The organism is Citrobacter sp. wls717, from assembly GCF_005280955.1.
Lineage (GTDB): Bacteria > Pseudomonadota > Gammaproteobacteria > Enterobacterales > Enterobacteriaceae > Citrobacter > Citrobacter werkmanii.
In genome coordinates, this window is sequence record NZ_SZWW01000014.1 from 13,169 (window position 1) to 37,217 (window position 24,049).

Annotated in this window: 15 protein-coding genes; 9 read left to right on the plus strand and 6 right to left on the minus strand. The window is 53.7% G+C overall.

The genetic code is table 11. The features are described 5' to 3' along the window. Positions 1 to 5: 5 nt before the first annotated feature. Entirely contained in the window at positions 6 to 1,145 is a 1,140-nt protein-coding gene (locus tag FDX09_RS09540) for a polysaccharide export protein (protein WP_038641800.1), read from the minus strand. Positions 1,146 to 1,800: 655 nt separating this feature from the next. Between FDX09_RS09540 and FDX09_RS09545 the strand changes: the two genes are divergently transcribed. Then, a complete protein-coding gene (locus tag FDX09_RS09545; RefSeq protein WP_137347112.1) occupies positions 1,801 to 3,384 on the plus strand; it encodes a TerC family protein in 1,584 nt (527 codons plus the stop codon). 44 nt (positions 3,385 to 3,428) lie between these two features. On the opposite strand, the gene asmA is transcribed toward FDX09_RS09545, so the two are convergent. From asmA to udk, 3 genes are all read right to left on the minus strand, one after another. After that, the gene (asmA, locus tag FDX09_RS09550; RefSeq protein WP_137347113.1) at positions 3,429 to 5,282 is read right to left on the minus strand and encodes an outer membrane assembly protein AsmA; all 1,854 of its coding nucleotides are present in this window, start codon (positions 5,280 to 5,282) and stop codon (positions 3,429 to 3,431) included. A gap of 25 nt (positions 5,283 to 5,307) precedes the next feature. Beyond that, positions 5,308 to 5,889: a dCTP deaminase gene (gene dcd, locus FDX09_RS09555; RefSeq protein ID WP_003834269.1), complete on the minus strand. Its 582-nt coding sequence runs from the start codon at positions 5,887 to 5,889 to the stop codon at positions 5,308 to 5,310. A 91-nt stretch (positions 5,890 to 5,980) separates the two neighbouring features. After that, the gene (gene udk, locus FDX09_RS09560; RefSeq protein ID WP_003036776.1) at positions 5,981 to 6,622 is read right to left on the minus strand and encodes a uridine kinase; all 642 of its coding nucleotides are present in this window, start codon (positions 6,620 to 6,622) and stop codon (positions 5,981 to 5,983) included. A 316-nt stretch (positions 6,623 to 6,938) separates the two neighbouring features. Between udk and FDX09_RS09565 the strand changes: the two genes are divergently transcribed. Beyond that, complete coding sequence (locus tag FDX09_RS09565) at positions 6,939 to 10,268, plus strand: diguanylate cyclase (protein ID WP_137347114.1); 3,330 nt, start codon at positions 6,939 to 6,941, stop codon at positions 10,266 to 10,268. Here FDX09_RS09565 and alkA read toward each other — a convergent pair. Beyond that, positions 10,236 to 11,105, minus strand: a complete 870-nt coding sequence (gene alkA, locus FDX09_RS09570; RefSeq protein WP_137347136.1) for a DNA-3-methyladenine glycosylase 2 — start codon at positions 11,103 to 11,105, stop codon at positions 10,236 to 10,238. The two genes, FDX09_RS09565 and alkA, sit on opposite strands and share 33 nt — an antisense overlap. 136 nt (positions 11,106 to 11,241) lie before the next feature. On the opposite strand from alkA, the gene yegD reads away from it, so the two are divergent. After that, entirely contained in the window at positions 11,242 to 12,594 is a 1,353-nt protein-coding gene (gene yegD / locus FDX09_RS09575; RefSeq protein ID WP_137347115.1) for a molecular chaperone, read from the plus strand. Positions 12,595 to 12,693: 99 nt separating this feature from the next. Here the strand turns inward: yegD and FDX09_RS09580 are convergent, their stop codons facing one another. Next, complete coding sequence (locus FDX09_RS09580; protein WP_106672390.1) at positions 12,694 to 12,753, minus strand: type I toxin-antitoxin system Ibs family toxin; 60 nt, start codon at positions 12,751 to 12,753, stop codon at positions 12,694 to 12,696. A 279-nt stretch (positions 12,754 to 13,032) separates the two neighbouring features. On the opposite strand from FDX09_RS09580, the gene FDX09_RS09585 reads away from it, so the two are divergent. The 6 genes from FDX09_RS09585 to baeR are packed head-to-tail and all read left to right on the plus strand — an operon-like array spanning position 13,033 to position 24,014. Further along, positions 13,033 to 14,280, plus strand: a complete 1,248-nt coding sequence (locus FDX09_RS09585) for an MdtA/MuxA family multidrug efflux RND transporter periplasmic adaptor subunit (RefSeq protein ID WP_137347116.1) — start codon at positions 13,033 to 13,035, stop codon at positions 14,278 to 14,280. Further along, positions 14,280 to 17,402 (plus strand): MdtB/MuxB family multidrug efflux RND transporter permease subunit, encoded by a 3,123-nt coding sequence (locus FDX09_RS09590; protein WP_085047915.1) that lies wholly within the window; start codon positions 14,280 to 14,282, stop codon positions 17,400 to 17,402. Before FDX09_RS09585 ends, FDX09_RS09590 begins: the two co-directional genes overlap by 1 nt. Further along, a complete protein-coding gene (mdtC, locus tag FDX09_RS09595) occupies positions 17,403 to 20,483 on the plus strand; it encodes a multidrug efflux RND transporter permease subunit MdtC (RefSeq protein WP_137347117.1) in 3,081 nt (1,026 codons plus the stop codon). Further along, complete coding sequence (locus FDX09_RS09600) at positions 20,480 to 21,892, plus strand: MFS transporter (protein WP_137347118.1); 1,413 nt, start codon at positions 20,480 to 20,482, stop codon at positions 21,890 to 21,892. Before mdtC ends, FDX09_RS09600 begins: the two co-directional genes overlap by 4 nt. Further along, positions 21,892 to 23,295 carry a two-component system sensor histidine kinase BaeS gene (gene baeS / locus FDX09_RS09605; protein ID WP_085047912.1) on the plus strand — a complete coding sequence of 468 codons (1,404 nt, stop codon included), beginning with the start codon at positions 21,892 to 21,894 and terminating at the stop codon, positions 23,293 to 23,295. The genes FDX09_RS09600 and baeS overlap by 1 nt, the downstream gene beginning before the upstream one ends. Continuing rightward, positions 23,292 to 24,014, plus strand: a complete 723-nt coding sequence (gene baeR, locus FDX09_RS09610) for a two-component system response regulator BaeR (protein ID WP_038641831.1) — start codon at positions 23,292 to 23,294, stop codon at positions 24,012 to 24,014. Before baeS ends, baeR begins: the two co-directional genes overlap by 4 nt. The last annotated feature ends 35 nt before the right edge of the window (positions 24,015 to 24,049 follow it).

Genomic DNA, 24,049 nt, shown 5'->3' on the forward strand with positions numbered 1-24,049 from the left:
GACGATTACCAGTTGTGAAGGTCGCTGGCCGTGTCCGTCATATAGCGAACACCGCTAATGGTCGGCAGCAACTGATTGATCAAACGGTTCCAGCGGGCAACCGGCGCGGTCGTGACATACACCACATCGTAAGGCTGGAGTCGGAATGACGTCGCCATCACCAGCGAAGTCGCATCGGACATATCAAGCTGATAGATATTGGCGATCTTGCCGTTGTGCCCGCTTTCGCCTTTCAACGGACGAATAACGAAAATGCCGCTGGCGTTGGAGGTGGTCAGATCGATACCTTCCGCATTGCCAAGCGCTTCGGTGAGCGTCATACCGCTGAAGTCCATTTTGAGGGTGCTCTGCTTCTTCACTTCCCCCATCACGAAGACTTTCAAATCGTCATTACGCGGAACAAACAGAATGTCGCCAGGATAGAGCAGACGGTTCTGGCTCAGGTCGCCATTTTGCATCAGCGCTTGCAGTGAAATTCGTTGCTCCTGCCCTTTGTGAGTCAGTACAACATTGCGCCAGTCAGCCGCCTCGGTGAGACCACCTGCGGCGTTAATGGCATCAAGAATGGTAAGCGGTACGTTGGTGATGGCCTGCTGGCCAGATTTATTCACCTGCCCGGAGACATAAGCCTTCTGCGAGCGGAAAGCGGCGATATTAACGTCCACCTGCGGGTCAGCAATGTACTTCGCTAAGCGCCCGGTAATATCACTACGAATTTCTGCCAGCGTTTTTCCCACCACGCTGACTTTGCCAATGTAGGGGTAAAACATGGTGCCATCAGGCTGCACCCAGTTGCCGGTATCGCTTGAGCTACGATACTGCCCGGCCGGGGTTGTTAGTTCAGGATGATCCCAGACGGTCACATTCAGGACATCGCCTGGACCGACCCGATACTGATATCCTGCAATCTCCTGCTCCAGCGACATGTTAGGCTGTGCAACATTCGGACGAGGACGTAATTGCTCGACCAGTCGCGGGGTCAGTGGATAAACATTCACCATCCGATTGATATCAAAATCAGCGTCCTGCTGTTTAATCACATCTTTGCCCATCGTAGACATATTGCTGCCCGGAAGCACGGTACAACCGTTTATCAAGATTACCGATACCAGGACTGGTATCAATTTAAGTTTGGAGTTCATCATTGATTATTTATCACTTTGGCAGAGTAATTATCACGTGCGTTCTAAATAGTGGCTTCGCCTGTACACATTTACCTTGCCGTTAATTGAAAAGGAATTTAACTGGCATCAGTCCTAAAAATAATGGATTCATCTGCGGTCTCTTGACAGAATAATTTAGGCTTGTTTTCAGGTGACCAGACACGCTACCGCCCCTGGCTTCATTAGCTACCAATGCACTGATTAATTTAAATTTTTATCTTCTCCTTTATTTTCATCATATTCAGAACAGCAACGCATCGGGAATAACGTCACCGGTTAATGAGGAAATATTATCTTTTGATTATTACCGCAAGAATTGTTGCAGCTAAGTGAATAGCAGGCAAGATAACAAGCCTCCGTTCACTTGCTTTTAAGATTAATATTAAGCGTGGAATTTATATGTTTTTAGGATTTTATCGATATTGACAGCATGACTAAAAAAATACGCCACCTGCGATATTTCCTAAATATAGTTGGCTAAAGAAATTTATTTCCTGTAGTTACATTACGGCTATTATCCCGCAGGCATCCTGATATAACCGCCAGAGAAATCCCTTTCCGGCATTGCATTTTCCGCCAGTTTTACCCATGATCGAATTGTGACAATTGTCATACAACTATGGGTATAGCATTTACTATGGAATGGATTGCCGATCCGTCAATCTGGGCCGGACTCGTCACGCTAATCGTGATCGAACTTGTTCTTGGCATTGATAATCTTGTTTTTATTGCCATCCTCGCGGAGAAACTCCCTCCTGCCCAGCGGGATAAGGCGCGTATTACCGGGCTCCTGCTGGCGATGGTCATGCGACTGCTGCTACTGGCATCAATATCCTGGCTGGTGACGCTGACAACGCCACTGTTCAGCATTCGCGGCCTCAGTTTCAGTGCGCGCGATCTGATTATGCTGTTTGGCGGTTTCTTCCTGTTGTTTAAAGCCACAATGGAGCTAAACGAACGGCTGGAAGGCAAAGACAGCGACAATCCCACCCAGCGTAAAGGCGCTAAGTTCTGGGGAGTGGTCGCGCAAATTGTGGTGCTTGACGCCATCTTCTCTCTGGATTCCGTCATTACCGCCGTCGGGATGGTCGATCACCTGGCGGTGATGATGGCGGCGGTGATTATCGCCATCAGCCTGATGATGCTCGCCAGTAAGTCGTTGACTCGCTTTGTCAACAGCCACCCAACCATCGTCATTCTGTGCCTAAGCTTCCTGCTGATGATTGGTTTCAGCCTGGTCGCCGAAGGGTTCGGTTTCCATATCCCGAAAGGTTACCTGTACACCGCTATCGGCTTCTCGGTTATGATCGAAGCCTTGAACCAGTTGGCAATCTTTAACCGTCGTCGCTTCCTGTCAGCCAACCATACCTTGCGCCAGCGCACTGCCGAGGCGGTGATGAGGCTGCTGAGCGGTCAAAAAGAAGATGCCGAACTGGATGCCGAAACCGCTGCTATGCTGGCGGATCACCAGGAGGGTCAGATTTTTGCGCCCCAGGAACGGCGGATGATTGAGCGCGTACTGAATCTTAATCAGCGTACCGTCAGCAGCATCATGACCTCACGCCACGATATTGAACACGTCGATCTCAACGCACCCGAAGCAGAAATTCGCGCTTTACTGGAAAAAAATCAGCATACGCGCCTGGTTGTTACCGGGGAAGACGAGGAGGAAGAGCTGCTGGGCGTAGTACATGTCATCGATCTGCTGCAGCAGTCCCTGCGCGGCGAGGCGCTCGACTTACGCGTCCTGATTCGTCAGCCGCTGGTGTTCCCGGAAACCCTGCCGCTGCTTCCGGCGCTGGAGCAGTTCCGTAATGCCCGCACGCACTTCGCTTTTATTGCAGATGAATTTGGTTCTGTCGAAGGGATCGTAACGCTCAGTGACGTAATGGAAACCATCGCCGGTAATCTGCCAAATGAGGTAGAGGAGATTGATGCCCGCCATGATATCCAGAAAAATGCCGATGGTTCGTGGACAGCTAACGGTCACATGCCGCTGGAAGATCTGGTGCAGTATGTCCCTATTCCGTTAGATGAAAAACGTGAATATCACACCATTGCCGGGCTTTTGATGGAATATTTACAGCGTATTCCAAAAACCGGAGAGGAAGTTCAGGTTGGCGACTACCGACTAAAAACTCTGCAGGTAGAAAACCATCGCGTGCAAAAAGTCCAGTTGATACCGCTACACGGTGAAGAAGAGATGGATTACGAGGTGTAAATCACCCGCCGGATGGCGCATTAGCTGCCATCCGGCAATGTGAATCAGAGTTTATCCAGCAACTTTTTAACATCTTTACCGTTGCGGGAGTCTTTATTGCGATCGGCCCAATCGTTCAGACGACGTTTCGCTTCATCCTGCAGATGCTTACGCAGCAACTGATCGACCTGCAAGTTATAGTTCAGCGCCTGCCACTGGCCATAAACCCTGAGAGGAACCGGCGTGGCTTTCAGGAACTTAATCAGCTTGCTTTCGCCATCCCAACCGCCCAGCACGCGAATGTTAAACAGCGTGTCGCAATTCTGCTTCACCAGGTCTAACGTCCCCTTGCCAGTCAGCGCAAGCATCGCCGACTCACCGGCCATGTTATCCAGCGTAACCTCGCCGTTATCCAGCGTCATATCGGTGACAAAGCGATCCAGACGGGTGACGTTATCCAGATTTTGCTGTGATTTCACATCACCGCCGCTGCGTTCTACGGCTTGTTGTATCATCTGTTGGAAGTTCATTCCTTCCATTCGCGTATCACTCATTTCGACATGAGCCTGGCCTTGCCAACTATGGCGAAACGCCTGGGCGTCAATATCCGAGCCGGAAAAATCTCCCGCCAGTGACAGCTTGCCGGTCAGCGCGATGGGGTAATTGAAGGCTTTGAGGATAGCGCCTATTTCTACGCCTTCCAGCCGCGGATGAAAGACTGCTCGCGGCGCATCTTTTCTGGCGTCCAACGTACCGGGAAGCGAAACACGTCCACCGTTACTTTTGCCTTCCAGCTGTGCGATATTCATTAAGCCGAACTGGTTATTTATTTTTGCCGAGACATTCTCAAACGCCATTTTACGCCACAATACTTTGTCAGCCTGTAACGTGATGTCTGCCGAAAATCCCTTGAGTCCCTGGTAAGAGACGGCATCAACCTGCGAAGCAATGACGGGGCGCGCCAGCGTCGACTGACTCTGCCCTTGCTGAACCTCACCGTTTGTCGCCGCCACGGCATCGCGTTGCACAATCAGATTGTCCAGATTGAGCTGACCAAATTTCAGATCGACGAGCCATTCTGGTTTATCTAACAACGACACCTGGGCTTGCCCGGCGAGAGAGCTGTCGTTAGCGGTTAAATGAATCTGGCTAAACGCGAGCTGTTTTTTCTCTTCCAGCCACTGCGCCTGAAGCTGTCCCTCACCTTTAATGCCCTGCGACGGAAGATCGGCCCCCTGTAGCTGCCAGCTTAACTGCTCAATATTAGCGGACAAATTATGCGGGTAGTCGGAAGCATCGACGGTGCCGTTAAACGATAGCGCAAGGTCACGCTGATCGCGGTTCACACGCCCGGAGAAATCAAACGTACCGCGATGCTGGCTATCCTGTTCCATCTCCAGACGAATATCGCGAACCGTTACCTGCTCATCGTCTTCATGCTGGAATACCAGAACGCTGTCGGCGACGCGCAGACGGGCGATATCAAACGACCATCCTTTGTCTTCCGCCAGATCGGGCAACGTATTGTCTTTGGGGGCAACGGGCGCATCTTGTCCACGCACAGCCTCAGTTTGCGGGGTCAGTTGAATCACAGCCCCCTTGAGCATCACCTGCTTCACACTGAGCTGATGACTCAACAACGGCCACAACGCGACGTCGAGGCGCATATTGTCAGCACGAATCAGGGGTTCGCTGGCACCTTCAGCCGTCAACGCCATGCGCCCCGAGAGGATGCTCAACTGAGGCCATACGTGCCAACGCAGAGGACCATCCAACTGCAGTTGATATCCGCTACGCACAGCAACCTGCTTGACCATATACGCGCGGAAATCATTCGGATTCACCAACAGTACTAACGCAGAAAAACCGGCCACCAGCACGACCAGAAGGATCATCAGCGTTGTCAGAAATCGTCTCATGCTATCCCCAATGGACTGAAAACATTCAGTCTTTATCGATCCGGCTGGCAACGGCGCCCTGCTGATCGCGATACTTTGCATCCTGACGACGATTGTAAGGTCGCGCAGCCGGACCGGAAAGCGGTTCGAAACTCAACGCGCCAATTGGCATGCCAGGGCGCAGGGCCAGCGGTAATTTTCCGGAGTTGTAAAATTCCAGTACGATGCACCCTGACCAGCCCGGATCGATACGGTGTGCGGTAACGTGTACCATCAGTCCCAGACGCGCTAATGAAGAACGACCATCTAACCAACCGACGAGATCGGAAGGCAACGTCACGGATTCGAACGTCACCGCCAGCGCAAGCTCCCCCGGATGCAGGAAAAATGCCTCGCCGTCCTTAAGGACGATTTCATCGCTCATCACGCGATCCAGCGCAGCGCTGACTTCATCTTTCGGTCCACTCAAATCGATATACGCCGCCGTATGACCGCGGAACGTACGGAATTTGTTACCAAGACGCACATCTACCGTGGCGCCATTGATTCGCTCGACAGGAGGGCGTGGAGTGATCGACAGGCGACCTTCATCCAACCAGGCTTCAATATCTCGGTCACATAAACGCATGGCACTTTCTCCTTTCGTGCTTCAACCCCTTAATGCCAGGCGCGTTAAGGGTGAGCCAGGTTATCACTGAACGGTACACAATTCGCTGAACTTATTCAAAGAACTGACTGATTTTAGCCTTCAGAATATCGATGGCGATGCGGTTTTTACCCCCGCGCGGCACGATGATGTCGGCGTATTGTTTTGAAGGCTCAATAAATTGCAGGAACATTGGACGTACGGTTTTTTGGTATTGCGCCATCACCGAATCCATGGAACGGCCACGCTCGTTCACGTCCCGTTTAATACGGCGCATCAGGCATATATCCAGCGGCGTATCAACAAAAATAGAGAAGTTCATCTCGTCACGCAAACGCGCGTCTGTCAGCAGCAGAATGCCTTCCAGGATGATCACTTTCTTGGGTTCGATATGAATAGTGTCTTGCGTGCGTGTATGCTCAACATAACTGTAAACGGGTAGTTCAATGGCACTTCCGCGTTTAAGCGTCTGCAGATGTTGAAACAGCAGGCTGTGATCCATCGCGTTCGGATGGTCGTAGTTGGTTTTTACACGTTCTTCCATCGACAGATGGCTTTGATCTTTGTAATAGCTGTCTTCGGGAATAACGCCAATATGTTCGTCACCGACTTGTTCACGTAATTCGCGGTAAAGCGTGCTGGCAATAAGACTCTTGCCGGAAGCCGATGCGCCGGCGATGCCGATAATGACGCACTGATGGGACTGATCAGTCATAAATTTAGCGACCTGATTAACCTGGATGTTAAGGAAGGGCGGCGTCGAAACGCCAAACGCGGCAATTATAGGGATTTCAGCGGCGCGATGCCAGTCCAGCCTGCGCCAATGCTTTCCTTGTCGCAAATTAAAATGATCAGTTTTAAAGCAGGTGCTAAATTTATCTATCAGCCTTAGGAATTAATAGCTTGAGAGTGTTAATTTATGCGCAGCTGGCGTATAAATTGTAAATTATTTGTACTAGCATAATCGCAGATTAAACAAGATGTATCCGGCATATCTCCCGGACAACATCGGCTATTTGGGTAGAGTGGTAATGAGTAAACAATCCCAACATGTTTTAGTTACCTTACCTCATCCTCTACTGCGCATGGCCAGTTTAGGTCTGGTGGCTTTCATTTTTACGCTATTCTCACTGGAACTGTCACGTTTCGGCGCGCAGCTGGCGCCGCTTTGGTTCCCAACGTCAATCATGATGGTGGCTTTTTACCGTCATGCGGGAAAGATGTGGCCGGGAATTGCGCTGGCTTGTTCATTTGGTAATATCGGCGCGTCCTTACTCTTCTTCCCCGGTGAATCGCTTAGCTTCACCTATACGGCTATCAACATTATTGAGGCTGTCGTTGGCGCAATGCTATTGCGTAAACTGCTGCCCTGGTACAACCCCTTACAAAATCTCAACGACTGGGCGCGCCTGGCTTTTGGCAGCGCCGTGGTTCCTCCCGTGTTGGGCGGCTTGCTACTGTGGTTATTGCTGCCAAAGGAAACCTCGTTAAATACCTTTCTTATCTGGGTGCTGTCAGAGTCCATAGGCGCGCTGGCGCTGGTGCCGTTAGGTTTGCTGTTTAAGCCCCATTATCTGCTCCGCCACCGCGACCCACGGTTACTGCTTGAAACCGTCATCACACTTCTGGTGACCTTGACGCTCAGTTGGCTGTCCATGATGTATCTTCCATGGCCTTTTACCTGCGTTATCGTCCTGTTGATGTGGAGCGCTGTTCGTCTGCCGCGAATGGAGGCATTTTTAATTTTCCTCAGCACCGTAATGATGGTCTCGATGATGTTGGCCGCCGCCCCTTCGCTGCTCTACATCCCAAAACCCAACTTGACGACCAGCCTGCCTTGGCTGCCGTTTTTGATGATCCTGCTGCCGGCCAATATGATGACGATGGTGATGTACGCGTTTCGGGCCGAACGCAAACATATCTCTGAAAGCGAATCGCGCTTTCGCAATGCCATGGAATATTCCGCGATTGGTATGGCGCTGGTGGGGACCGAGGGGCAATGGCTCCAGGCGAATAAAGCGTTGTGCCAGTTTCTGGGCTACAGCCAGGATGAGCTACGTTCGCTAACCTTCCAGCAATTAACCTGGCCGGAAGATCTGAATAATGATCTCGAGCAGTTAGATATGCTGGCGCGCGGGGAAATCAACAGCTACTCCATGGAAAAACGCTATTACACGCGCTCCGGTGATGTCGTCTGGGCCTTGCTGGCCGTTTCATTGGTGCGTAATAGCGACAATACCCCACTCTACTTTATTGCGCAGGTTGAGGATATTAACGATCTGAAGCATACCGAGTGGATTAATAAACGGTTGATGGAGCGCATTACCCTCGCCAATGAAGCCGGGGGAATTGGCATCTGGGAATGGGAGCTGCAGCCTGACGTAATCAGTTGGGATAAGCGCATGTTTGATCTCTATGAAGTCCCTGCGCATATCAAACCCAGTTGGCAAGTCTGGTATGACTGCGTTGTGCCCGAAGATCGTGAACATGCTAAAAATGTCATTCGTGATTCGCTGGCCGCACGGGCCCCCTTTAAGCTCGAGTTTCGTATTGCGGTCAAAGATGGCGTGCGGCACATCCGCTCACTGGCAAACCGGGTACTGAATAAAGATGGTGAAGTTGAACGCTTCCTTGGCATCAATATGGATATGACCGAGGTGAAGCAGCTTAACGAAGCGTTGTATCAGGAAAAAGAACGTCTGCACATTACGCTGGATTCGATTGGCGAAGCAGTGATTTGTATTGATGTCGATATGAACGTGACCTTTATGAATCCGGTCGCAGAGAAGATGAGCGGCTGGCAGCAGGAAAGCGCCATCGGTATTCCACTGCTGACGGTACTCCGTATTACTTTCGGCGACAACGGACCGCTGATGGAGAATATCTACAGCGCTGACATGTCGCGTACGGCCATCGAGCAGGAAGTCGTTCTGCATTGTCGCAACGGCAACAGTTATGACATTCAGTACAGCATCACCCCCCTCAGCACACTCGATGGCGGCAGCATTGGCTCGGTGCTGGTGATTCAGGATGTCACCGAGTCACGTAAAATGCTGCGCCAGCTTAGCTACAGCGCCTCGCATGACGATCTGACGCAGTTGGCAAACCGGGTCAGCTTCGAAAATCATCTAAAACAGTTACTGCATACGGTTCACGACACGCACCAACGTCATGCATTGGTTTTTATCGATCTCGATCGTTTTAAAGCCGTAAACGATAGTGCCGGTCACGCCGCAGGCGATGCCCTGCTACGCGAACTCTCTTCACTGATGCTCAGCATGCTGCGTTCCAGCGATATGCTGGCGCGCCTTGGCGGTGACGAGTTTGGTCTGTTGCTGCCGGATTGTAATATCGAAAGCGCCCGCTTTATCTCAGGTCGCATCATCAGCGCCATCAACGATTACCACTTCATGTGGGATGGACGCTTGCACCGTATTGGCGCCAGTGCGGGAATTACGCTAATTGATGAAAAAAACCATGTCGCGAGCGACGTCATGTCCCAGGCGGATATAGCCTGTTATGCGGCGAAGAACAGTGGACGTGGGCGAGTCTGCGTTTATGAACCCCAGCAAAGCGAGGCCCATGCGGCGCGAAGCCAACTGTCATTGGATGAACAAAGACACACCATTACGCACAATCCAATGTTAATCATCGCCAGGGGCGTGGCCTCCCCGCGGATACCAGAGACGTTTAGCTTCTGGCTGCTCTCACTACGCTTAGGGACAGCTGAAGGGGAAATTATTGAAGAGCACGCTTTCCGTGCCGGGCTGGTCGATTCTACATTGAATCAGGCGCTTGACCGCCGGGTATTTACCGAGTTCTTCCAGAGCGCAGCCCCGGCCGTCGCCAGTAAGGGACTCAGCATTGCCCTGCCCCTTTCCGCCGCCGGATTGCTGAATACAGAACTTGTTGACGAACTGCTGGGGCAACTGCAAAGAAGTCCGTTACCACCACGACTGCTGCACCTGACCGTTCCGTCTAACGTGATAAAAACAAACCCAACGCAGGCTATATCCACACTACATCGACTGCGACAGTGCGGATGCCGAATTATTTTAAGTCATGTCGGTCGCGATTTAGATCTTTTTGACAACCTGAAGTATCACATGGTTGATTACCTTCTACTCGACAGCGAGCTAAGCGCCAGTGTCCACGGTAACTTGATTGACGAAATGTGGGTGTCCATTATCCAGGGCCATGCTCAGCGTCTGGACATTAAAACCATCGCTGGTCCGGTGCAGTTGCCGCTAATAATGGATGCGCTTTCTGGCATCGGGATTGATATGATTTATGGCGATATCATTGCCGACGCCCAACCGCTGGATCTGCTACTGAATACCAGTCATTTCGCCATCAACTGACGGCTGCCAGCCATCCGTATACCAGATATGTAATAACGCATAGGAGCGCCAGGGCTTCCAGCGCTCTGCATACCGCCGAATCTGGGCGGGCGTCATGCCGGCAAAACGTTGTTTAATCAGATAGTCATCCGGCAGAAAAACATCTTTCGCCTGCCAGCCGCGCAGCGCAAAGTAGTTGGCGGTCCAGCGCCCTATTCCGGGGAACGTTTGCAGATGTTTGACGCCTTGCTCGATATCGGCAGGCGCTTGTGTCGCAAGCGTTCCATCCAGCGTCGCGCGAGCCAGATAAATTAACGCTTCAGCGCGTTTGAGCGGCATCCCTAACGCTTTCAGGTGTAATGGATCGGCATCAGCGAGCGCTTCAGGGGTAGGAAAACACACATACTCTGGCGCATCCTCCAGCGTGTCCCCATAAGTATGCGCCACTTTCGCCGTCAGTTTCGCCGCCATAGCTACGCTGACTAACTGCCCTAAAATCGCCCGTACTCCTTGTTCAAACGCATCAACACTGCCCGGCAAACGCAGTCCCGGACGCGCTGCCCCAAGGCTTCCCAGCGCGCTGACGATTTGCTGCGGGCAACAGGTAAGATCGAATAAGCGCGTCATTTTAGCCAGACACTCTGCGGCAACCGGCTGTAGCCCCGGACTCAACGTCACGTGTAGTTGATGGGTGTGTAGATCCGGTATCACGCGCACCAGACCACGATGATTCCCGACGGTCAGGCTTCTGGCATAACGCAGATCCCCCACGGTTTCTACCCCTTCCACCGCACGGGCGGCCAGGAACCCCAGCATCCAGGGCCAGTCATAAGGCGGTTGCCAACTCAGCGTGAACATTGCGTTTTCCTTTTCAAGCAAACCTACAGCATAAACGGTATTCAAACGATACGCCTTGCTTTCATATTCCAGTTGTCGGGACGTCGACATTTCGTTAAAGTCACGCCCCTTCTTCACTGGCATGGGGATTTTTACGGTGTTTATTGGTTTTGACTACGGTACGGCAAACTGTTCAGTGGCCGTTATGCAAGACGGGCAGCCACACTTGCTCAAAATGGAAAACAACAGCACGCTTCTGCCCTCAATGCTGTGTGCGCCAACGCGCGAAGCGGTCAGCGAATGGCTGTATCGCCATCACGACGTGCCAACCACGGATGACGAAACGCAGGCGCTGCTGCGTCGTGCGATGCGCTATAACCGCGAAGAAGATATTGAGGTGAATGCCAACAGCGTGCAGTTCGGTCTGGCTTCACTGGGTCACTATATTGACGATCCGGAAGAGGTGTACTTCGTTAAATCACCAAAATCCTTTCTCGGTGCCAGCGGTCTGAAACCGCAGCAGGTTGCGCTGTTTGAGGATCTGGTCTGCGCCATGATGCTACATATTCGTAATCAGGCACAAAGCCAGTTGCCGGAAGCCATCACCCAGGCCGTTATTGGTCGCCCAATCAACTTCCAGGGTTTAGGCGGCGATGACGCTAATGCTCAGGCGCAGGGGATTCTTGAACGTGCGGCAAAACGCGCTGGTTTTCAGGATGTTGTTTTTCAATACGAACCGGTAGCGGCTGGCCTGGATTACGAAGCCACGCTACAGGAAGAAAAACGCGTATTGGTCGTGGACATTGGCGGGGGGACGACCGACTGTTCATTGTTGCTGATGGGACCGCAATGGCATCAACGCGGCGATCGCGAAAACAGCCTGCTGGGGCACAGCGGCTGCCGCGTAGGCGGGAACGATCTGGACATTGCGCTGGCATTTAAACACTTGATGCCGCTCCTCGGCATGGGTGGAGAAACGGAAAAAGGCATCGCCTTACCTATTCTGCCCTGGTGGAACGCGGTCGCGATTAACGATGTCCCCGCGCAAAGTGAGTTCTACAGTAGCGCCAACGGACGCTTACTGAACGATCTTGTGCGCGACGCCCGGGAAGCCGATAAAGTCGCCCTGTTGCTCAAAGTCTGGCGCGAGCGTCTGAGCTACCGCCTGGTACGCAGCGCAGAAGAGAGCAAAATCGCACTCTCCGACCAGAACATCGTTACGGCGGCGATACCGTTTATCAGTGAAACGCTGGCCACCGATATCAGCCAACACGGACTGGAAGCCGCGCTCAATCAGCCCCTGGTGCGCATTCTCGAGCAGGTTCAACTGGCGCTGGAAAACGCGCAGGAAAAACCGGACGTGATTTACCTGACCGGCGGCAGCGCGCGTTCGCCGTTGATCAAAAAAGCTCTCGCAGAGCAGCTTCCGGGGATCCCAATTGCCGGTGGCGATGATTTCGGTTCCGTCACCGCCGGACTGGCCCGCTGGGCTGAGGTTGTTTTCCGCTAAGCCGCTCGCATGCTGAAAAGGACGTGTATTGACATCACCTTAGCTGTAGCTTATTTTCAGGAGTGAGGGTTAGGGAAGGTCTCCCCTCCCCCTGGTGTCTTAGTAAGCCGGTAAGCTAATCACTAAGAGTATCACCAGTATGATGACGTACTTCATCATAACCCTTTCCTTATTTTGGCCCCTTCCTCGGGAGGGGTTTTCCCGTTCCAGCGTCCCGCTGAAATCTCTGGCTTACCTCCTTTTTGCCTTGAACGCACTCTAACGCACTATTTCTTGTTCGCCGTTTTCACCGCTTAATGTTGCGTAATACCTCGCAAAGCCGCGTCAGCATTCAGACGAATCCCGACAGTGTTTCATAATTCCTCCATTTTTCTCCCTTGTTCGCTGGCTAAACTAGTATCATTCCGCGAATCGTTTCAGGATGAGAAACTCATAACAATGAAAGGCAGTAACAAATCCCGCCGGGTGATAGCAATTGTGATCGTCGTGGCCGCCATCGCCGCATTCTGGTTCTGGCAAAGCCGCAGTGAACCCCAGGGAACCGCACCAGGCGCGACCAAACCAGCACAGCACTCGCCAGGGGCTGGGCGTCGTGGTATGCGTTCCGGGCCGTTGGCTCCCGTTCAGGCTGCCACCGCCACCGAGGAAGCCGTTCCACGTTATCTGACGGGGCTAGGCACCATTACTGCCGCCAATACCGCTACGGTGCGAAGCCGGGTAGATGGCCAGCTCATCGCGTTACACTTCGAGGAAGGACAACAGGTAAAAGCTGGCGACCTGCTGGCAGAGATAGACCCCAGCCAGTTTAAAGTTGCTCTGGCTCAGGCGCAGGGGCAACTGGCAAAAGATAAAGCCACGCTGGCGAATGCCCGTCGCGACCTTGCGCGTTATCAGCAGTTGGTAAAAACCAATCTGGTCTCCCGCCAGGAGCTGGATGCCCAACAGGCGCTGGTAAATGAGACGTTAGGGACAATCAAAGCGGATGAAGCCAGCGTCGCCAGCGCCCAATTGCAGCTCGACTGGAGCCGTATAACTGCCCCTGTCGATGGTCGGGTCGGTTTGAAGCAGGTGGATGTTGGCAACCAGATTTCCAGCGGCGATACCACCGGTATCGTCGTCATTACACAAACCCACCCTATCGACCTGATATTTACCTTACCTGAAAACGACATCGCCACCGTGTTACGGGCGCAAAAATCGGGGAACCCGCTGAAAGTCGAAGCCTGGGACCGTACTAATTCGCAAAAACTGAGCGAAGGCGTCCTGCTGAGTCTCGACAATCAGATCGACACGAGCACCGGAACCATCAAAGTTAAGGCCCGGTTTAACAATCAGGATGATGCCTTATTCCCGAACCAGTTCGTTAACGCCCGCATGCTGGTCGACACGGAACAAAACGCCGTAGTCATCCCCACGGCCGCCCTGCAAATGGGTAATGAAGGTCACTTTGTCTGGGTGCTGAACAGCGACAATAAGGTGAGTAAACACCTGGTGAAACCGGGTATCCAGGATAGCCAGAAAGTGGTGATTACCGCCGGGCTGTCCGCAGGAGATCGCGTGGTGACCGACGGTATTGACCGCCTGACGGAAGGGGCAAAAGTTGAAGTCGTGGAGGGGCAACACGCCTCAGTGGCAGACGAGAAAACTGCGCCGCGCGGCTACGGCAAAAAAGGAGCTAACTCCTGATGCAGGTGTTACCACCCGGCAACTCAGGCGGCCCATCGCGCCTGTTTATTCTGCGCCCCGTCGCCACCACGCTGCTGATGGTCGCCATTTTGTTGGCCGGTATTATCGGTTATCGTTTCTTGCCGATCGCCGCCTTACCGGAAGTGGATTACCCCACGATTCAGGTCGTAACGCTCTACCCCGGCGCCAGCCCGGACGTCATGACCTCGGCAGTGACCGCGCCGCTTGAACGTCAGTTTGGACAGATGTCCGGCTTAAAACAGATGTCATCGCAAAGTTCCGGCGGCGCCTCGGTCGTGACATTGCAGTTTCAACTGACGCTTCCGCTGGATGTCGCCGAGCAGGAAGTACAGGCTGCAATTAACGCCGCGACCAATTTATTACCGGGCGATCTGCCCAACCCGCCGGTTTACAGCAAGGTAAACCCGGCGGATCCACCAATCATGACGCTGGCTGTCACCTCCAGCGCCATGCCGATGACGCAGGTGGAAGATATGGTCGAAACCCGCGTCGCACAGAAAATCTCTCAGGTTTCCGGCGTGGGTCTGGTAACGCTTTCCGGTGGGCAACGTCCGGCCGTCCGCGTCAAGCTTAATGCGCAGGCCATTGCCGCGCTCGGTCTGACCAGCGAAACCATTCGTACGGCAATTACCGGCGCTAACGTCAATTCGGCCAAAGGCAGTCTTGATGGCCCAACGCGCGCCGTCACCCTCTCAGCTAACGACCAGATGCAGTCTGCAGATGAATATCGTCAGCTGATTATTGCCTATAAAAACGGTGCGCCGGTACGTCTGGGCGATGTCGCGACCGTGGAGCAAGGGGCAGAAAATAGCTGGCTGGGCGCATGGGCCAATAAGCAACAAGCCATTGTGATGAATGTTCAGCGCCAGCCTGGGGCAAACATCATTTCCACTGCTGACAGCATCCGCCAAATGCTGCCGCAACTCACTGAAAGCCTGCCTAAATCAGTAAAAGTCAGCGTGCTTTCGGATCGTACAACCAATATTCGTGCATCCGTAGCTGATACCCAGTTTGAGCTGATGCTGGCGATTGCGCTGGTTGTTATGATTATCTACCTGTTTCTGCGCAATATCCCGGCGACGATTATACCCGCGGTCGCCGTTCCTCTGTCGCTAATCGGCACCTTTGCGGTCATGGTATTTCTTGATTTCTCTATCAATAACCTGACCTTAATGGCGCTAACCATCGCCACCGGTTTTGTGGTGGATGACGCCATCGTGGTGATTGAGAACATTTCACGTTATATCGAAAAAGGCGAAAAACCGCTGACCGCCGCCCTGAAAGGTGCGGGCGAGATTGGTTTTACCATCATCTCTCTGACATTTTCGCTGATCGCCGTGCTGATCCCACTGTTGTTTATGGGCGATATTGTCGGGCGATTGTTCCGCGAGTTTGCCGTAACGCTGGCCGTGGCGATCCTGATTTCTGCGGTGGTGTCGCTCACCCTTACGCCGATGATGTGCGCCCGCATGCTCAGCCAGGCATCGTTACGTAAACAGAACCGCTTCTCTCGCGCTTCGGAACGGATGTTTGATCGCGTCATCGCCGGGTACGGCCACTGGCTGGCAAAGGTGCTCAACCATCCGTGGCTGACGCTCAGCGTGGCGCTTGGCACGCTGGCGCTGAGCGTCATGCTGTGGATCTTTATTCCAAAAGGATTCTTCCCGATACAGGATAACGGCATCATTCAGGGCACGCTGCAGGCGCCGCAGTCCAGTTCGTTTGCCAGCATGGCCCAGCGTCAGCGTCAGGTTTCAGATGTCATCCTGCAAGATCCGGCTGTTGAGAGCCTGACCGCTTTTGTTGGCGTGGACGGCACCAATCCGGCATTAAACAGCGCACGTATGCAAATCAACCTTAAGCCACTGGATGAACGTGACGATCGCGTGCAGAAAGTGATCGCGCGGTTACAAGAGGCAGTAAACAACGTTCCTGGCGTCGACCTCTATCTTCAGCCTACGCAGGACCTGACGATTGATACTCAGGTCAGCCGGACGCAATATCAATTCACGCTGCAAGCAACCTCCCTGGATGCGCTCAGCACCTGGGTTCCCCAACTGTTGGAAAAGCTACAACAGCTACCGCAGGTGTCTGATGTCAGCAGTGACTGGCAGGACAAAGGGCTGGTAGCCTATGTGAACGTCAATCGCGACAGCGCCAGCCGTTTAGGTATCAGCATGGCGGATGTCGATAACGCCCTGTACAACGCCTTCGGCCAGCGCCTGATTTCAACCATCTATACGCAGGCAAACCAGTATCGCGTCGTGTTAGAACATGACACCAACACGACGCCAGGGCTTGCGGCCATGGACACTGTTCGTCTGACCAGTAGCGACGGCGGCGTGGTGCCGCTCAGCGCTATCGCCAGCATTGAACAGCGTTTTGCCCCGCTGTCGATTAACCATCTCGATCAGTTCCCGGTGACAACCATCTCGTTCAATGTGCCAGACGACTATTCATTGGGCGATGCGGTACAGGCGATTCTGGATGCCGAAAAAACGCTTAACCTGCCAGCGAACATTACCACCCAGTTCCAGGGCAGTACGTTGGCCTTCCAGGCCGCGTTGGGCAACACTATCTGGCTAATTGTGGCAGCGGTTGTCGCGATGTATATCGTACTCGGCGTGCTGTATGAAAGCTTTATTCACCCGATTACCATTCTCTCCACGCTGCCCACGGCAGGCGTTGGCGCACTGCTGGCGTTAATGATTGCCGGCAGTGAACTGGACGTCATTGCGATTATCGGCATTATTTTGCTCATCGGTATCGTTAAGAAAAACGCCATCATGATGATCGACTTTGCCCTGGCCGCAGAGCGCGAACAGGGTATGGCGCCGCGTGAAGCTATTTTCCAGGCCTGCCTGCTGCGTTTTCGCCCGATCCTGATGACCACGCTGGCGGCGCTGCTGGGCGCGTTGCCCCTGATGTTAAGTACCGGTGTGGGTGCTGAATTACGCCGTCCATTAGGGATTGGTATGGTCGGTGGTCTGCTGTTAAGCCAGGTATTAACGCTGTTCACCACCCCGGTGATTTATCTGCTGTTTGATCGTTTGTCGCTGTATGTGAAAAGCCGTTTCCCACGTCAGGAAGAGGAAGCGTAAATGAAATTTTTCGCGCTTTTCATTCATCGTCCGGTGGCGACTATTCTCATTTCTGTGGCCATCACTCTGTGCGGCATACTGGGCTTTCGTCTGCTGCCGGTGGCCCCGCTGCCGCAGGTGGATTTCCCGGTGATTATGGTTAGCGCCTCATTACCCGGCGCATCTCCTGAAACGATGGCCTCCTCCGTCGCCACCCCGCTGGAGCGCTCTCTGGGCCGCATCGCGGGCGTGAATGAAATGACCTCAAGCAGTTCGCTTGGCAGCACACGCATTATTCTCGAATTTAATTTCGACCGTGACATCAACGGCGCTGCGCGAGACGTTCAGGCCGCGATTAACGCCGCACAAAGCCTGCTACCAAGCGGAATGCCCAGTCGCCCAACGTACCGCAAAGCCAACCCTTCCGACGCGCCGATTATGATCCTGACGCTCACTTCTGATACGTATTCTCAGGGTGAGTTGTACGATTTCGCCTCGACCCAACTGGCGCAAACCATCGCGCAAATCGACGGCGTCGGTGACGTGGATGTGGGAGGCAGTTCTCTGCCCGCCGTGCGTGTAGGACTCAACCCGCAAGCGTTGTTTAACCAGGGAGTCTCACTCGACGACGTGCGTAGCGCAATTGATAACGCCAACGTGCGTAAGCCGCAGGGAGCTATCGAGAGTGAAACCCATCGTTGGCAGGTACAAACCAACGATGAGCTGAAAACGGCAGCCGAATACCAACCCATTATCATCCACTACAATAACGGCGCTGCGGTGAGGTTAGGTGACGTTGCGTCGGTGAGCGACTCGGTGCAGGATGTGCGCAATGCGGGGATGACCAATGCCAAACCGGCCATCCTGCTGATGATCCGCAAACTGCCGGAAGCCAATATCATTCAGACGGTAGACAGCATCCGGGCCAAACTACCGGAGTTACAAGCCCTGGTCCCGGCCGCCATCGATCTGCAAATTGCCCAGGACCGCTCTCCGACCATTCGCGCCTCGCTGGAGGAAGTTGAACAGACGCTGATTATCTCCGTGGCGCTGGTCATCCTGGTGGTCTTTGTCTTTCTGCGTTCCGGACGCGCAACACTTATCCCCGCCGTCGCCGTTCCGGTCTCGCTAATCGGCACATTTGCCGCCATGTATTTGTGCGGATTCAGCCTGAACAACCTGTCGTTAATGGCGCTAACCATTGCCACGGGTTTTGTCGTCGATGACGCCATCGTGGTACTGGAAAATATTGCCCGCCATCTGGAAGCCGGAATGAAACCACTTCAGGCAGCGTTACAAGGCACGCGCGAAGTCGGTTTTACGGTGCTCTCCATGAGCCTGTCACTGGTGGCAGTGTTTCTGCCGCTGCTGCTGATGGGCGGCCTGCCGGGGCGGCTGTTACGCGAATTTGCCGTCACGCTGTCGGTTGCCATCGGCATTTCCCTGCTGGTGTCGCTGACATTAACGCCAATGATGTGCGGCTGGATGCTTAAATCCAGCGCCCCGCGCGCGCAGACGCGTAAGCGGGGATTTGGTCGCGTGTTGGTGGCGCTGCAACAGGGTTACGGCACATCGCTTAAATGGGTACTGCGCCATACGCGACTGGTGGGCGTGGTATTACTCGGTACCATTGCGCTGAATATTTGGCTCTACATTTCCATCCCGAAAACCTTCTTCCCTGAGCAGGATACAGGCGTATTGATGGGTGGGATCCAGGCTGACCAAAGCATCTCTTTCCAGGCGATGCGCGGCAAACTGCAGGACTTTATGCAGATCATCCGCGACGATCCGGCGGTGAATAATGTCACTGGCTTCACCGGCGGTTCCCGGGTCAATAGCGGGATGATGTTTATTACCCTCAAGCCACGCGATGAACGCCGTGAAAGCGCGCAACAGGTGATCGACCGCCTGCGCGTCGCGCTGGCAAAAGAGCCGGGCGCGAATCTGTTTCTGATGGCAGTGCAGGATATTCGCGTCGGTGGACGCCAGGCCAACGCCAGCTATCAGTACACATTGCTGTCCGACGACCTGGCGGCGCTGCGTGAATGGGAACCTAAAATTCGTAAGGCGTTAGCCGCCCTGCCCCAACTGGCGGACGTCAACTCCGATCAGCAGGACAATGGCGCGGAGATGAATCTGATTTACGATCGCGACACCATGTCCCGTCTGGGAATCGATGTTGCCGCCGCCAACAGCCTGTTGAATAACGCTTTCGGGCAACGGCAGATTTCGACAATTTATCAGCCTATGAACCAGTACAAAGTCGTGATGGAGGTCGATCGACGTTACACCCAGGATATTAGCGCGCTGGACAAAATGTTCGTCATCAACAATGACGGTAAGGCGATCCCGTTATCGTACTTTGCCAAATGGCAACCGGCGAATGCCCCGCTGTCGGTGAATCATCAGGGCTTGTCCGCCGCGTCAACGGTGTCGTTTAACCTGCCGACGGGCTCTTCACTTTCTGAAGCGACAGAGGCCATCAACAGAACGATGACCCAGCTTGGCGTGCCCTCAACGGTTCGCGGTAGTTTTGCCGGTACCGCGCAGGTCTTTCAGGACACCATGAACTCGCAGGTGATCCTGATTATTGCGGCCATCGCAACGGTCTACATTGTGTTGGGCATGCTGTATGAAAGTTATGTTCACCCTCTGACTATTCTTTCCACACTGCCTTCAGCGGGCGTCGGGGCGTTACTGGCACTGGAGCTATTCAATGCCCCGTTCAGCCTAATCGCCCTGATAGGGATCATGCTATTAATTGGTATTGTGAAGAAAAACGCCATCATGATGGTCGATTTTGCGTTGGAAGCGCAGAGAAACGGTAAGTTGCAACCGGAGGAAGCCATTTTCCAGGCTTGCCTGTTACGCTTTCGCCCAATAATGATGACCACGCTGGCTGCGCTGTTTGGCGCGCTGCCGCTGGTGTTATCCGCAGGTGATGGCTCCGAACTGCGCCAGCCATTAGGGATCACCATCGTCGGCGGGCTGGTAGTGAGTCAACTCCTGACGCTGTACACCACGCCCGTGGTGTATCTCTTTTTCGACCGTCTGCGTCTGCGTTTTTCGCGTAAAAATAGCAAACCGGTAGCCGAGTTATGACAGAACTTCCCGACAGCACCCGCTGGCAACTTTGGATTGTGGCATTTGGCTTTTTTATGCAGTCGCTGGATACCACCATCGTCAATACCGCGCTTCCTTCGATGGCCGCCAGCCTCGGAGAAAGCCCGTTACATATGCATATGGTCATTGTGTCGTATGTATTAACCGTTGCCGTAATGCTGCCTGCCAGCGGATGGCTGGCCGATAAAGTTGGCGTGCGCAATATCTTCTTCACCGCCATCATCCTGTTTACGCTTGGCTCGCTGTTTTGCGCCTGGTCCGGCACGCTCAATGAGCTGGTGATGGCGCGCGTCTTACAAGGCGTTGGCGGCGCGATGATGGTGCCGGTTGGCAGGCTAACGGTGATGAAAATCGTCCCGCGTGAGCAATATATGGCGGCGATGACGTTTGTCACGTTACCCGGTCAGATTGGCCCATTGTTGGGTCCGGCGTTAGGCGGCGTTCTGGTCGAGTATGCCTCCTGGCACTGGATATTTTTGCTGAACATTCCGGTTGGTATTGTCGGCGCGATAGCAACGTTAATGCTGATGCCCAACTATACGATGCAAACGCGACGCTTCGATCTTTCGGGATTCGCGATGCTGGCGGTCGGCATGGCGGTGCTAACGGTGGCGCTCGATGGCAGTAAAGGAACCGGCATCTCCGGTATTACGCTGGCTGCGCTGGTTATCTGCGGGGTGTTGGCTATTGCGCTGTATCTGAAACACGCCCATCGTAATCCACGCGCGCTGTTTAGTTTGAATCTGTTTCACACACCAACCTTCTCGTTAGGTCTGCTCGGCAGTTTTGCCGGACGCATCGGCAGCGGTATGCTGCCGTTTATGACGCCGGTGTTTTTACAGATTGGCCTCGGTTTTTCACCTTTTCATGCCGGGCTGATGATGGTCCCGATGGTGCTCGGCAGTATGAGCATGAAGCGCATTGTGGTACAGGTCGTTAACCGCTTTGGCTACCGCCGCGTACTGGTCGCCACAACGCTTGGCCTGTCGCTGGTCAGCCTGTTGCTGATGACCACCGCGCTGCTCGGCTGGTATTACGCCCTGCCCTTGGTGCTGTTCTTACAGGGAATGGTCAACTCAACGCGTTTTTCGTCCATGAATACCCTTACGCTTAAAGACCTGCCAGACGATCTCGCCAGCAGCGGCAACAGCCTGCTGTCGATGATCATGCAATTGTCGATGAGTATCGGGGTGACTATCGCTGGCCTGTTGCTAGGTATGTTTGGCCAGCAGCATATCGCTGTCGACAGCGGCAGTACGCATACCGTCTTTATGTATACCTGGCTGTGCATTGCATTCATTATTGCGCTGCCCGCCATTATTTTTGCCCGCGTGCCGAACGACACGCAAACTAACGCGGTGATCTCACGGCGCAGAAGGAGCACCTGATGAAGTTCTGGCGGCCCGGTATTACCGGCAAACTGTTTCTGGCGATTTTCGCCACCTGCATCGTGTTGCTGATCAGTATGCACTGGGCCGTACGCATTAGCTTCGAACGGGGTTTTATTGACTATATCAAACACGGTAACGAGCAGCGTCTGCAAATGCTCAGCGACGCGTTGAGCGAGCAGTATGAGCAGCATGGCAACTGGCGGTTCTTACGCAATAACGATCGTTTTGTTTTTCAGATCCTGCGCTCATTTGAACACGACAACGACGATGATAAACCCGGTCCCGGCATGCCGCCGCACGGCTGGCGTACCCAATTTTGGGTTGTTGATCAAAACGCTCGCGTGTTGGTCGGCCCGCGCGCTCCGGTCCCTCACGACGGTATGCGCCATCCTATCCGCGTCAACGGTAGCGAAGTGGGCGCCGTGATTGCCTCTCCCGTAGAGCGCTTAACGCGAAATACGGATATCAATTTCGACATGCAGCAAAGACGCTCCAGTTGGCTTATCGTCGCACTCTCCACAATTCTGGCGGCGCTGGCAACGTTTACGCTGGCGCGCAGCCTGTTGGCCCCGGTCAAGCGACTGGTGGAAGGCACGCATAAACTGGCGGCAGGCGATTTCACCACCCGCGTTGCGCCGACCAGTACCGATGAGCTGGGCAAACTGGCGCAAGACTTCAACCAGCTTGCCAGTACACTGGAAAAAAACCAGCAGATGCGGCGTGACTTTATGGCCGATATTTCTCACGAACTGCGTACGCCGTTGGCGGTGCTACGCGGCGAGCTGGAAGCCATTCAGGATGGGGTACGCCAGTTTACCCCTGACTCCATTACCTCTTTACAGGCAGAAGTCGCAACGCTCACCAAACTGGTGGACGATCTTCATCAGCTCTCCATGTCCGATGAAGGCGCGCTGGCCTACCAGAAAACATCGCTGGATCTTATTCCCCTACTGGAAGTGGCAAGCGGTGCATTTCGTGAACGCTTTGCCAGTCGTGGATTGACGATACAACTTTCTCTCCCGGACAGCATGACGGTATTTGGCGACAGAGATCGTCTGATGCAATTATTCAACAATCTGCTGGAAAACAGCCTGCGCTATACCGACAGCGGCGGCGGCCTGCATATCAGCGCCGAACAACGTGAACGAATGGTGTTATTAACCTTCGCGGATTCCGCTCCCGGCGTGAGTGAAGAGCAGTTGCAGAAGCTGTTTGAACGGTTTTATCGCACCGAAGGCTCGCGTAACCGCGCCAGCGGAGGTTCCGGCCTGGGGCTGGCGATTTGCGTCAATATCGTCCAGGCGCATAATGGTCTGATCCGCGCCGCCCATTCGCCTTTTGGCGGGGTTAGCATTACAGTAGAGCTACCGCTCGAACGCGATTTACAGAGAGATGTATGACAGAGTTACCCATTGATGAAAACACGCCGCGTATTCTGATCGTGGAAGACGAACCCAAGCTGGGACAACTGCTTATCGACTATCTGCGGGCGGCAAGCTACGCGCCTACGCTCATCAGCCATGGCGATCTGGTTCTGCCTTACGTACGTCAAACGCCGCCCGATCTGATCTTATTGGATCTGATGCTGCCCGGCACCGATGGCCTGACCCTGTGTCGGGAAATTCGGCGTTTCTCTGAAGTTCCTATCATGATGGTAACCGCAAAAATCGAAGAGATTGATCGCCTGCTGGGACTGGAGATTGGTGCGGATGATTATATTTGTAAACCCTACAGCCCGCGCGAAGTCGTCGCTCGCGTGAAGACGATCCTGCGTCGTTGTAAACCTCAGCGCGAACTGCAACAAATGGATGCAGACAGCCCGCTGATTGTCGACGAAAGTCGTTTTCAGGCGTCATGGCGGGGGAAAATGCTCGACTTAACGCCCGCGGAATTCCGCTTACTCAAAACGCTGTCACATGAGCCGGGAAAAGTGTTCTCCCGCGAGCAGTTGCTCAACCATCTGTATGACGATTACCGCGTCGTTACCGATCGAACCATCGACAGCCATATTAAGAACCTGCGACGCAAGCTGGAATCGCTGGATGCGGAGCAGTCATTTATCCGCGCGGTGTATGGCGTAGGGTATCGCTGGGAAGCCGATGCGTGCCGAATTGCGTAATCAGCGATAGTCCAAATGATATCGGGTAAGGCGAA